At 46.4% G+C, this 12,963-nt stretch carries 11 protein-coding genes; 5 read left to right on the top strand and 6 right to left on the bottom strand.

The genetic code is table 11. From position 1 onward, the window contains the following. Nucleotides 1-7: 7 nt before the first annotated feature. Entirely contained in the window at nt 8-1,420 is a 1,413-nt protein-coding gene (locus F3J22_RS25595; RefSeq protein WP_167020850.1) for a lactate utilization protein B, read from the top strand. 31 nt (nt 1,421-1,451) lie between these two features. After that, complete coding sequence (locus F3J22_RS25590; protein WP_167020849.1) at nt 1,452-2,039, top strand: LUD domain-containing protein; 588 nt, start codon at nt 1,452-1,454, stop codon at nt 2,037-2,039. A 21-nt stretch (nt 2,040-2,060) separates the two neighbouring features. Here F3J22_RS25590 and F3J22_RS25585 read toward each other — a convergent pair whose 3' ends face one another. Continuing rightward, nucleotides 2,061-2,678, bottom strand: a complete 618-nt coding sequence (locus F3J22_RS25585; RefSeq protein ID WP_167020848.1) for a hypothetical protein — start codon at nt 2,676-2,678, stop codon at nt 2,061-2,063. A gap of 206 nt (nt 2,679-2,884) precedes the next feature. Here F3J22_RS25585 and F3J22_RS25580 point away from each other — a divergent pair, with 206 nt between their 5' ends. Next, nucleotides 2,885-4,126 carry a glycoside hydrolase family 105 protein gene (locus F3J22_RS25580; RefSeq protein WP_167020847.1) on the top strand — a complete coding sequence of 414 codons (1,242 nt, stop codon included), beginning with the start codon at nt 2,885-2,887 and terminating at the stop codon, nt 4,124-4,126. Between the two features lie 129 nt (nt 4,127-4,255). Here the strand turns inward: F3J22_RS25580 and F3J22_RS25575 are convergent, their stop codons facing one another. The 4 genes from F3J22_RS25575 to F3J22_RS25560 all read right to left on the bottom strand — a co-directional run bounded on the left by F3J22_RS25575 (nt 4,256) and on the right by F3J22_RS25560 (nt 7,608). Then, nucleotides 4,256-4,645: a hypothetical protein gene (locus F3J22_RS25575; protein ID WP_167020846.1), complete on the bottom strand. Its 390-nt coding sequence runs from the start codon at nt 4,643-4,645 to the stop codon at nt 4,256-4,258. Between the two features lie 297 nt (nt 4,646-4,942). Beyond that, a complete protein-coding gene (locus tag F3J22_RS25570) occupies nt 4,943-5,782 on the bottom strand; it encodes an N-acetylmuramoyl-L-alanine amidase (protein WP_240155210.1) in 840 nt (279 codons plus the stop codon). Between the two features lie 178 nt (nt 5,783-5,960). After that, on the bottom strand, nt 5,961-6,656 hold the full coding sequence (locus F3J22_RS25565; protein WP_167020845.1) for a DJ-1/PfpI family protein: 696 nt from the start codon (nt 6,654-6,656) through the stop codon (nt 5,961-5,963). Nucleotides 6,657-6,708: 52 nt separating this feature from the next. Next, complete coding sequence (locus F3J22_RS25560) at nt 6,709-7,608, bottom strand: aldo/keto reductase (RefSeq protein ID WP_167020844.1); 900 nt, start codon at nt 7,606-7,608, stop codon at nt 6,709-6,711. A 1,613-nt stretch (nt 7,609-9,221) separates the two neighbouring features. On the opposite strand from F3J22_RS25560, the gene F3J22_RS25555 reads away from it, so the two are divergent. Together F3J22_RS25555 and F3J22_RS25550 are read left to right on the top strand one after the other, a co-directional pair. Further along, nucleotides 9,222-10,172, top strand: coding sequence for an ADP-ribosylglycohydrolase family protein (locus tag F3J22_RS25555; RefSeq protein WP_167020843.1), 951 nt, complete (start codon nt 9,222-9,224; stop codon nt 10,170-10,172). A gap of 60 nt (nt 10,173-10,232) precedes the next feature. After that, entirely contained in the window at nt 10,233-11,135 is a 903-nt protein-coding gene (locus F3J22_RS25550; RefSeq protein WP_167020802.1) for a DUF6515 family protein, read from the top strand. A 53-nt stretch (nt 11,136-11,188) separates the two neighbouring features. Here F3J22_RS25550 and F3J22_RS25545 read toward each other — a convergent pair whose 3' ends face one another. Continuing rightward, on the bottom strand, nt 11,189-12,805 hold the full coding sequence (locus F3J22_RS25545; RefSeq protein WP_167020842.1) for a YgcG family protein: 1,617 nt from the start codon (nt 12,803-12,805) through the stop codon (nt 11,189-11,191). Nucleotides 12,806-12,963: the final 158 nt, after the last annotated feature.

The following is a 12,963-nucleotide window of genomic DNA, read 5'->3' as shown; positions in this document are numbered from 1 at the left end:
GGATCATATGTCATCAAAACGTGTGGATGTAGCAGCCAATGCTGCTGCTTTTATTGACAAGGACGATATTCATGAACCCTTTCATGATGAGCACCTGTGGGCGGCAAGGATGAAAAGAGATGCTGCTGCCAGGGCTGTTCCTGAATGGGAAGCATTGCGTGATCTGGCTTCGCAGATAAAGGCCCATACGCTCACCCATCTTGATCATTACCTGGAGCTGTTTGAAGCGAATGCAACACGGCATGGTGCAAAAGTATACTGGGCCCGCGATGCCGCAGAACATAACCAGCATGTACTGGATATTCTTTCTTCCAGAAATATAAATTCGGTTATTAAGAGTAAGTCCATGCTGCAGGAAGAATGTAATATGACCGCCTTCCTCGAAACCCGTGGCATCACCGTTACGGAATCCGACCTGGGAGAGCGTATACAGCAGCTGGATAATCAGCCGCCCAGTCATATAGTCATGCCTGCCATTCATAAAACGGCAGGAGATATTGCGGAGATATTTGCCAAAGCTATCGGTACAGACCCCAATAATGCAGACCCGCAGTACCTTACTGAAGCCATGCGGCAGGATGCGCGGCAGCGCTTTCTGAAAGCCGGCGCCGGTATGACAGGGGCTAATTTCGCCATAGCAGAAACCGGCAGCTTCGTGGTATGTACCAACGAAGGCAATGCCGATATAGGCGCCAGCGTGCCGCCGGTGCATATCGCTTCCATAGGTATAGAAAAACTGTTGCCGAAGGTGCAGGACCTGGGAATATTTATCCGGTTGTTGTCGCGCAGTGCCCTGGGGACGCTGGCTACGCAGTACACCTCTCATTTTACCGGCCCCCGGAATGGTGGAGAACTTCATATCATACTTACCGATAATGGCCGAAGCAAGCGGCTGGGGCTTCCCGACTTCTGGCATTCGCTGAAGTGCATTCGTTGCGGCGCCTGCATGAATACCTGCCCGGTGTACCGCCGTAGCGGCGGATTGGCTTATGGCGCTACCTATTCGGGGCCTATCGGTATTATACTTGATCCTACATTTGATGAATCCAAATACAGCGAATTACCTTACCACTCTACCTTATGTGGCTCCTGTACGGAAGTATGTCCGGTGAAGATTGATATCAGCGACCAGATATTAAAATGGAGGAAGGTAATGGCAGAGAAGAAATACCTGCCTATCAGCAGGCGACTGGCCTTTGGCGCGGCCGGAAAGGTATTTGAGCACCCCGGGTTGTTTCATGGTGCGGAAACGGCTGCCAGCGCAGCTATGAAAATCACGCCTCATTTTTTACTGTACAATCGTAGTCTGAACCCGTGGGGGCGTCACCGTGAGTTACCGCATTTCGCAAAGCAAACCTTCAGAGAATGGTACCTACAATATAAACAACCAGACAAGGAACCATCACCAAAAGAACTTTAAACCGCAACTTTTACATCTAAAACCCAGCAAGATGAATCTCAACCCACGTGACCAGGTAATGGAGGCCGTTCGTAGCAACCTCCCCTCAGAAAAGGTAGCCTATCCGGAAACACCGGCATTCGCTAAAACCATTACAGTTATGTTACCGGCATTTGAAGAACGTATCAGAGAGGCGGGCGCCACCCTGTATAAACCGGCTAGTCTGGCAGCAGCACAGGCTTTGCTGGAAGAGCAGTATGGAGATGCCAGCGTGATCTGTTCAGCCACCCCTGACCTGAAAGGTAACCTCGACATTCACAGCATTAAGAACCCGCATGACCTGGCCGATGTAGATGTTGGTATTATCCGTGCGCGTTTTGGCGTTGCTGAAAATGGAATGGTATGGCTTACGCAGGAAGACCTGGTGGTCAATTCACTTGGATTTTTATCTCAACACCTGGTCATCTTACTACAACCAACAGAACTGGTAGCAGATATGTACGATGCCTATATGCGTGTATTCCTCGACGATACTGCCTATGGCTGTTTTATGATGGGGCCGTCTGCAACGGCAGATATCGGGGCAGTATTAGTCCATGGCGCCCAGGGTGCGCGTAGCTTAAGTGTTTATCTTGTTTAAATATATCTTCCCGCAATCAGGCTAGCATGGCAGATTATAACTGATACTATATAATTTGCCATTCCTGAATTGCAGCTGAAGGCCGGCATCACCATCGGGCGACTCGCGCAGCATGAGCATTTCTGTACTGCCTTCATTATCCGCCTGTCTGGCGGCCATTGGAAACAGTTTGCGTGCCTGTTCCCAGGTGGTGGCGGCCGAAAGGGAAATTTTGCCGCTGGAGATCACCGCCGTGGGTGAAAACACGTATTTGTCGCACACTATAGAATCGCGGCATAGTTCAAACCTGGAACCATGGCGGTAATAATAGGAGAACTCATCATCAAACTGCGCACCGCATACCTCTTCGTAGTCGGGTGTAACCAGACTATCAGCTTTTCCCCAAAGCGCTTCAAATTGCTGGCGGGGGCCATATAAAGGCAGGTGTTTATCTACAACAGACCTGGAAAAATCAAATACTTCTATCTTTTCCCAGTCTATATCTGCATGGGCTTCCTGTACGCCATTCCACTCTGACCCTGTTATTTCCGCATCTTCTGCCGGTGCTGCCACTGCCACCTGTTCTGTTTCGTCTGTGGCCGGTTGGTTGTTACACGCAACTGCCGTTGTCATCAGCAGTATACACATCAATTTATACATAGGCGTTTCCCCGGACTACCGGCTTTTTCGTTTAGCCATTCGGGCTATTCTGAGATTCACTAAGTTATAAACTTTCCGTTATTGTAAGCTATCCTTGCAAATTTTTGATCCCTAAGCATAATACTATCGAAAAATGATAATTTTATGCAATCGTTTGCATAAAACAAAAATCAGTTCTATATTGGATCTAAATATCCACACCCGTTATGACTAAACTAGCCTTACTATGCCTTGGACTCGGCATTTCCGGTATATGTTCCGCGCAGGACATAGACGATGCCGCGGTTGTCCGTAAAGTAGCTGATTACGCGGTTGCCCATGCTGCCTTTAAGTTTATTGGAGATAATAACCAGACTTATACAGTAAGTAAAGACATTCCCGCCAGCGTTAAAGCGAAAATCTCCGATCATTTAAGTGAATGGCATTATCCTAACGGGGTATTGAATATTGCCATGGTGGACCTGGGTGCTTACCTGAAAGATGACAAGTACAGCAATTTCGCCAAACAGCATGTGGCTTTTGCTTTTGACAACTATAAATATTTTGAAGCCCGTCAGAAAGCCGGGGAGAAATATTCCGGCTATCCATTTAACCAGCTCATCAATACCAGGGTACTGGACGATTGCGGGGCTATGGGGGCCAGTGTTATCGATGTGTATAACTCCGTGAAACGCCCGGATTATAAAGCATATATCGACAATGCAGCAAATCATATCAGCAATAAGCAGGAGCGCCTGCCTGACGGAACGTTATGTCGTCCTAACCCTTACAAATGGACGCTGTGGGGCGATGACCTGTATATGAGCGTTCCTTTCCTTGCCAGGATGGGAAAACTGAGTGGTGATAAAAAATATTTCGATGACGCAGTAGCGCAGATAAAACATTTTTCCCACTACCTCTGGGACGAGAAAGCAGGCTTATATGTGCATTACTATTACGAAGACCTGAAAAGACAGGGCGTTGCACACTGGGGCCGTGCCAATGGCTGGATCATGCTGGCAAAAGTGCAGCTGCTGAACTACCTGCCGGAAAATCATCCGGGTCGTGCAGAAGTCATTGCTGACGTAACCAGGCAGATACTCGGCGTGGCGCCTTATCAGTCGGCCAGCGGTATCTGGCACCAGGTACTCGATCGTAATGATTCCTATACAGAAACTTCCTGCACCGCCATGTTTGTGTATTGCATCGCGAAAGGTGTTAACGATGGCTGGTTAGACAAACGTTATATCACCATTGCGGAAAAAGGCTGGGAAGGACTGGTAAAAGAGAAGATTACAGAAGACGGGCAGCTGAAAGACGTTTGCATCGGCACCAATACCTCTGCGGATATTTCTTTCTACTATAACCGCCCGACAGAGCTGAACGACTTCCATGGCGTTGGCCCTGTAATTGAGGCAGGTATTGAAGTAGCAAGATACCATGCGGCTAATCCGCCAAAGAAAAAATAATCGTGAATCAAATATGAATAAATCACAAGGGTGCCTTTTTACAGGCACCCTTTTTTTATATGGCTGATTGTTGATTGGTGGTACAGGTAGCCAGATTTCGGCCAATACCATTCTTTAAGATCGGACTAGTTACTTATTCAGTAATTTCTTTAGCTCTTCGTCGCAGGATTTGAAATTGTCCCAGACCATTTTGTCCTGGTCCAGGCATACGGTCCCTTTGTATTTCATGGTTATTTTATTTTTCCGGAGGATAACCTGGTAGTATTCAGGCGCATCGGGAGAGTTTTCCCAGGTGACTACGCCTTTTTCATTAATGCCTCCGCTGAGTTTATCTTCGATGAGGAGATTAATTTTTTTACGCAGACTGTCGGGGAAGTCGTAGCTGAAATCTTTTTTAACGAGACAGGTATCTTTGTTGGTGTAACCTGTAGGGGTATACGCAGCTGCAGATTTCCTGGTGCATAGCAGTATCGTCACTGGTATTACCAGTAATAAAAGGGATTTGAGATGAATTTTCATGGCATGTGGAATTAATGATGAATGGGAGTTAAGTATTCATTCAGATGCTTATCAGTTTACGATCGTGTGGAATTACAGACTTTGGTTTTGGTTCTTTGTACCTATTATTAAAATACTATATTTATCTGACTTTACAAAAAATAATCCCGGCGGAAGCCGGGATTCTATGATTATAATGTTTCAATTGTAAACCCCAAAAATCATTAAAAGGATACCACAAGAAGGGGTTCGTCTATTTGTATATTCTCAAGAGATGAAAGCGATCCACATCAGACTGAAAAACCGCTGTAATCCTGCTTATTGATTTTTCTGTTGCAGGCTCCAGAGTATTTTCCTGTCATTCTCTGAAAATCCGGGCAGTGTATCCTGTGGGATAAAATGCCTTTTAAAGGCCATCACTGCGGCGGAGGTATCTCTTATATCGTAACCGATTATACGAAGTGCCTGAAGGTCGTTGAAGTACTGTGGTACGGAGATATTGGTGGTATCATCGTACCAGAGTCCGAAGCCTTTTTCGGCAAGTTGTTGCCATGGGAATAGTCTGCTGGGGTCATTTTTCCTTACTGGTGCGATATCTCCGTGTCCGATAAAATTAGCGACCGGGATGCTGTAGCGGTGTTTCAGGGAGTCCAGGAGTATGATCAGGCTTTGGATCTGGACATCCGGGAAGGGCTCAGCACCGTTATTATCGAGTTCAATCCCTATGGACGATGAGTTAATATCTGTCAGATTTCCCCATTTGGCGAGGCCACCATGCCATGCCCTGAGGTAGTCGTTCAGCATATGATGTACCATACCATTTCTGCATACTACGTAGTGGGCGCTTACCTGTGTCCGTTCAAGGGTGAAGGTTTTCAGGGTCTGCTCACAGGAGTTCTGGGCAGTATGGTGGATGATAACAAAATTTGGTTTACGCAAATTGAAATTGGTAGTACCTACCCAATATGGGGCCTGAATACCGTCGGCGCCTTTTAAACCGGAGGGCTGTTGCTTTACCGTTTTGCTGAGCGCCTTCGCCTGGTGGCGGTATTTTTTGTTCGTGGCCGCATAAGGGTTATGTGCACATCGGGTGCAACACAATAGCATCAGCATTGCTGTTGCGAGTCCGGCGATGTTTTTCATCGTACTATTCATCATAAGTTACTTTTAATTGATTTTACGATCAATGATTTTGGTCATCGGTTTCTGGAAGCTGCTATCAATAAGGTTTTTATCTACAGAAAAAATAAAAAAAATGGATTTAGCTGATTTTTTGTGCAAAAATAGCGCAGTTATCAGTGCCGGAAAGGCCGGGCTGAAACGATAAAAAACGTTATCAGCTGTTAGTCTGTAAAGAAGTTGACAGGAGTTCTTTAATAATTTTCTTCCTGGTTTCGAGCATCAGTTGTGTCAGTTCTCTTGTTTTTTGCAGTACAGGCATTTCAGCAGTTTTAGGAGATCCTGCATGAAATGGCGGTTGCGGGTTATATTCCAGCTGGAGCTGGATTACTTTGGCCAGCTCTTCACCTGCGATGGTGGCCGCAAAGGATAGTCCGAAGTCGATGCCGGCAGTGACGCCACCGCCGGTAATGCGGTTGCGGTCTTTCACCACCCGCGCTTCTACTGTTTCCACGCCAAACATGCGTAGCAGTTCGAGCGAGCGCCAGTGTGTGGTGGCTTTATAGCCATCCAGCAATCCTGCTGCGGCCAATACCAGGGCGCCGGTACAAACGGAGGTGATATACCGGGCTTTTTCTGCCTGTTGCTGCAAAAAGCTGATCGTTTGTTTATCGGTCAGTAAGGGGTTGATTCCTTTTCCGCCAGGTACGAAGATGACATCCAGCTGTGGGCAGTCGTGATAGCTCACGGCAGCCTGGATGATGAGGCCACCTTCTACCTTAACCGGGTCGGTATTAACGGCTACCGGAATCACTTCAAAGCACCAGGCTTTGCTAAAAACCTCATATGGACCGGTGAAATCCAGGATGGTCATGTCCGGAAACAATAGCATCCCAACTTTTAGCTTTTGCATAACAGCGGTATTTGTTTTGGACAACAATATAACGTTTATGCCTGCAGGTTAGTTACCTGTATTGTTCATAGACGTTGGCAGGAATACTTGCCGACAAGGCAGCGATGGTTTTTTCGTCCAGCGCCGGGGCCTTATCTGCAGCCAGGGCATCCTGTAGATGTTTGTCTGTGCGAATACCTAGTACAGCGCTGCTAACAGCGGGTTGCTGTAATACATAGCGGATGGCTGTTTCCGCCGGACCTCTTCCCGGTACCGATTCACGGGCCACTGCCGCGGCAGCTGCAGCTACCTGGTCAGCAGAAAAATTGAGGTAACTGGCCGGTTCCTTGCCTGCCAGCAGTCCTTTTGCTACCGTCCCCCTGGCGAGTACGCCAATGTTATGCTCCAGCAGCAGCGGTAATGCCGCTTCTTCCGGGCGCCTGTCCAGCAGACTGTATTGCATCATTACGCTGACGATGTTTGACTGTTGTACATAGGCGCGGATAACCTCCGGGCGTATGGACGAAATACCGTAGTAGCGGATCTTTCCTTGCTGTACCAGCGTTTCAAAGGCTTCTATCGTTTCACTGACAGGATCTTCGATTGTTCCGCCATGCAGCTGATACAGATCGATATAATCTGTATGGAGGCGGCGCAGACTCTCTTCCACTGCAGCGATGATATAGTCTTTACGTGGGTTCCAATCCCAACCGCTTTTATCTGCTCTCCATTGGTTACCTACTTTCGTGGCAATGATCACCTCCTCTCTGCGTGTATCTTTCAGGGCTTCTCCCAGCATACGTTCATTATCGCCGTGATCGTATAGGTCCGCCGTATCAAACAGGTTGATACCTGCTGCCATTGCGGCATGGATCAGCCTTATATTATCCGCGGCACCTTTTGTCAGCGACATACATCCGAAGGCAATTTCGCTTACCTGTAATGCAGATTTCCCCAGTTGATTATATTTCATAACACCTGATTTTCCTGCCGGAAAAGTACTAAATCGGCTGCACATTAGCGTCAGGAAGAAACTGGGAGGCCATTTAGAAAAACGGCCTCTGTCTAGATTATTAAAAGTACCACCCTAAATGAAGTATGCTGACCTGGTGTTTCAATTGCAGAGAGCGTCTTTATGCAGCTACAAGTCCACAGCGTATATGCGTGCAGTACATTTTTATCTCTAAGCGGAATCTTACACCACGGATTATTTTTAAAGTGGGTGGCCTGGACAGGCCACTCTTCCGTTATGTCCTTATAGTATGAATAGACCTGCTGTAATCTCAAGTATCAGTTATCAGTCATTATTCACCATTCATCAGACATGGAGCTTCTTTTAAATTGCGTGATGTTGGTTGCACTATTTAGCTAGTGTGTTAGTTCGGCTATGATAAACCCGGAGTATGGGTTTAAATAAGGGGATCATCTCGATAGAAAATCCCGATGTTGCCTGAAACTAAATCAATAGTGAACCAAACGAATCGCAATGAAATATATTGACGTACCTGTAATGCTTTACAGGTACGGATTTTTCGATGGCGGACTGCCTGAAAAGGCAGCCCGGTTCCTTACCCATTTCCTTCGATAATTATGGCATTTCAACTTTCTTCACAGTTATTAATCTGGAAATGAGTGAAACATTTGATTAAACCATGATAATAACGGGCATGCATGTTTGCCCACTATTACCGGAACGGGTTAACCATTTTTATCAAAACCTCAAAAACTACGCGTAATAACCGACTACAAACAAAAATCTCTTTCAGCGTGATATACCTTTTGTATACCTGCTAATGCTCAAATACATACATCATACATTACAATATCAACTATATTAAACTACAGGCATTTAAAGTCCGGCTTTGGCATGCGATATCCCAAACACTGCTACTATACAGCATTTCAAAGGATAAAATCGGGACGAACTGGAAAGTAAGTCCCTGCTGAACTTAGTAAATCCCTGTGTCTAAAAAATGCGTTCTTAATGGATTGTCTGGAAAGACAATCCCTGGTTAACATGGAAACTGTTCAACATCTGACATCTGACATGTGACATCCAGCATCTGCTCATGCCGGCTTTCCACAACGGGTTAACAAACATTGGACGAACTGGCGCGCCTGTAAAGTGGCTGCATCAGGTCTATGTTGAAAATGGAAAGTACGGTCTGTACCTGTGAAAGTCTTTACCGGCCTACGGTTATCAGGCTGCGGTATTACTGGTTTCCGGTGTCATGATATGGTGCATGACAGGTTATCAATAAAATATAATGGTTGGATCTTTCATGGTCTTAAAAATTTTTGTATCTTATTTGACGGTTTAATTCATATTTCAAATGGCTATTTGATAATGTGATTATCATTTTGATAATCTTGTGAAACAAAGATAGAACGTGATAAGGCTCGAAAGCGCGGATTTCAGGTTTTAGAAACTCTGAATGAAAATGAACAGCAGATATTCCCCTGAACAAAAAGATTTCTGCCATGTTCTTCCAACAGCAATCAACGTATAACCATTTCTGTGAAAACCAACGGCCGCCATCATCCATGCGTCGCCACCTATTTCGTAACATGTAAAACTTATTTCATATGCTGCAACAAGTTAGCGGTACTCTCTTTGGCGTGGCCATCGGCGATGCATTAGGCGTACCTGTAGAATTCAAAACCCTGGCCTATCTTCAGAATACTCCGGTAACAGACATGATCGGCTATGGCAGCTGGAACCAGCCTCCGGGCACCTTCTCCGATGATACTTCCCTGACCCTTTGCACCGCAGAAAGCCTGATCGGTGGCTACGATATTAATAATATGGCCCAGCTATTCGTAAAATGGTATGGTGAGGCCTACTGGACTGCCCATAACAATGTTTTTGATATCGGTCACACTACCCGCAGGGCTTTACATCGCGTGGCTACAGGCACCTCTCCCCTCGTCAGCGGCGGGTTTGAAGACTTCGAAAATGGTAACGGCTCACTCATGCGTATTTCTCCGCTCGTTTTTCAGCTGGCTAATGAAATGGACATCGAAAAAAGATACCAGATGGTGAAAGAGGTATCTACCATTACCCATCAACACTTTCGCTCTGTATTTGCCTGCTTTATATATGTAGAATTTTTACGTATTCTGTTGGTTGAAAAAGACATATTCAACGCCTACCAGCGTTTACAGCATACCATTCATAGTTTCCTGGCGGTACGGCAATTCAATCCCAATGAAATAAAGCTTTTCAAACGGGTATTGCAGGATAACCTGGCTTCTCTTAAAGAGCAGGAAATCAATGCTTCCGGGTATGTCATCCATACGCTGGAAAGTGCGATCTGGTGTTTCCTGACCACTAAATCATATGAGGAATGCGTGCTGAAAGCCGTTAACCTTGGAGAAGATACAGACACCACCGGTGCGGTAGCCGGTGCCCTGGCCGGTATTTATTATGGTCATGACGCTATTCCGACAAAATGGATCGATGGTGTGGCGCGGTCTTCCGATATCAGCCAGTTAGCCCAAAGATTCGCAGCAGCATTAAACTTTCAGCCTGCTTAGCAGTCTAAAAGTTGAGGTGAAAAGTAGAGATACCATCACTTCGCAGGAAATGCTTAGATCATGAAAAACAGAATATTAGGACTGTTGGTGCTGACTGGACTTTTAAGCACCTGTACAGTTTTCTCAGCCTATGCACAAAGAGGAGGTCATGGAGGTGGCGGAGGCCATTTCGGCGGTGGTGGTGGTCACTTCGGTGGTGGCGGATTTGGCGGTTCACGCGTAATGTCTGCTCCATCAGCCCACTATTCTTCACCAAGAATTAACCCGGGATCATCCGGACGTATTGTCCGCGGTAGTGGTCCGGCAGTAGTAGGTTCCGGACATATTTCCGGAGGCAGCAGAACTGTAATAGTGCACGGTAGCGGATGGGTCCATGGCGGATATCCCGGCTACTATCGTTATTATCACGGATGGCGCCCTTACTACGGCTATTATTATCCTCCACTTGGCTTCTTTGTATCCGCTCTGCCATTCGGATACTTCTCTTTAGGTGCAGCATTTGGTCCAATGTATTATTATGGCGGTTCCTACTATGCTCCGGTTGACGACAGCAACCAGGACGAAGGGTACAAAGTAGTGGATGCCCCTGTTGGCGCGCTCGTACCGGATCTTCCGGATGGAGCCAGCGAAGTACAGGTAAATGGTCAATCTTACTACGACGTGAATGGTACTTATTACCAGGAAGTGATGACAGACAACGGCCGCAGATATAAAGTGGTCGGTAAAAACATTGACGGTAACAATCAGGCTGCCGCTCCGGCAACGAACCCGGCTACCAACAACACCGGCAACACGCCTGCTGCTAACCCCAATTTTGTCACAGAACTCCCTGCGGGTGCCAGAAGCGTAACCATCAACGGACAGGAATATTACCTCACTCCTGATGGTATGTACTACCAGGCAACTACCAACAATGGGGTTGCAGGATTTACGATAGTAGGTAAAATGAATGCCGGCCAATAACCGGATTACAGAAAAAAACTTTCAGGGTTCCGCAGCTGCGGAACCCTTTTTTTTTACCAGCTGCTGCTGGCACCGCCGCCACCGGAAGAACCCCCACCCCAGCTTCCGGAAGAGGATGAAGAGGAAGATCCTGAAGAAGAAGAGGAAGAGGATGATATTTTAGGAATGATAAACTGATAATCGTGTGAATAACCACAGGCAGCACATAAATAGGTTTTAACACCGCGGCCTGTTGAAGATTCTGTAGCGCGTTTCAATGTCTTGGTTTTCTTGCACTGGTACGTTTTATGATCGCAGGAAGGACATACGGCAATGGCTATATGCAGATCCGTATAATCGAGAACCATCTGGTAATTATCTTTATCACATACCCATACATCATAATCTACAGACTGCAGCTGTTCTTCTATTACCTGCGCCTTATCCAGATAATGGTCTTCTGTTTTTTCATCCAGCTTATGCATCAGCTGATGGCAGGTAGGGCATTCATAAGGTGTATTACGAAGAGACAGCTGTCTGCGTTTGAAATAGCGCATATACAGGAACAGGAAAGGCAGCGGGAACACAAACCCTGCGAATACCAGGTGCAGGTGCGCGGCTTCGAGTCGCTGCCAGCGTGTATGCCTGTCGGCCCCGCGCAATGCGGCGGCGGCACGAAGATTTATTATCAGTATGGCGAAATGCAGGAAAACGGTCCAGGTAATATAATAAGCCAGCAGGCAGATAAAGAACCCCAGTCGGATATCAAACCTGGTTTCCAGGAACCATAATAACCCCCATGCACATACGTGGATGAGCAAAAGCCCTTTCCATCCGGGGCTGAGGAAGTCGTTCGGGATATCACCGATATTCACCGGCATATCTTCCGGGATATCACTGTTAACTTTTTTCTTTATCTTTTTTCTTCTGCCAAAACACTGGTACATCAGTATATAGGAGATGATAAAACAGAATATCAGTCCTATGAAGAAGCCGGTACCGGGCTCACGGCTTGCATAGGTATCCGTGTAGTCGTCTCCTGCGGGCGTAGCTTCCGCGAAATTCTGTGCGGGGGCATATACCAATGAATCATCACCTGCAACCGCACTCTCTGCTACGCCATCGGCTGCCAGCAGGGAGGAGTCGACCGTGGCAAGGGTATCCGTTACCTGGTCAAAGGCATAGTTGCCGGTATGTAGCAAGGAGGCAACAGATTTTAAACCATCTATAAAAGCGGCATCGTAATTATCTTCCTTGATCTTAGGGATCATATAATCCTGCTCGATATGAAAACAGGTGATATCGGGAAGATCTCCCTCCAGTCCTTTTCCTGTTTCGAAAACCAGTTTATGCGCATCACGGACGAGAAAGATCAGCAGCCCGTTATTGGTGGCGGCATCGCCGATTTTCCAGGTATTAAATAATTTATGTGCAAAATCCTTTGCATCATTATTTCCAATACTTTCCTGCAAGACTACGGCAATCTGGGCTTTACCTTCCTGGTCCAGGGAGCTGATCAATGAGTTGGCTTCGCTCACTGCTGATTCAGACAGCATGTGATAGGGGTCGCTCACATAACCGTTACCCGTTTTTTTGGGATCAGGGATATTTTCCGGTCCGAACTTCGATTTATCGGACTGGCAGGCAAAAAGCAGTACCATTAAAAACAGCAGTAACGACTTTACCTTCATACAGACGGATGATAATTTGAAATGCGAAGATAAAGGATGAGGTTTTAATTTTATAAGCATCTGCCGTAAGGGGAAAATCAGGGATAGTTTTGGGGAGATAAGAAATTTTATAGCAGAGAGTTACGTTATTAGAGTAACCTTATAGCTTTTGAGCCGTT

It is taken from the genome of Chitinophaga sp. Cy-1792 (assembly GCF_011752935.1).
Classification (GTDB): Bacteria; Bacteroidota; Bacteroidia; order Chitinophagales; family Chitinophagaceae; genus Chitinophaga.
This window is presented reverse-complemented; position numbering and strand designations above follow the sequence as displayed.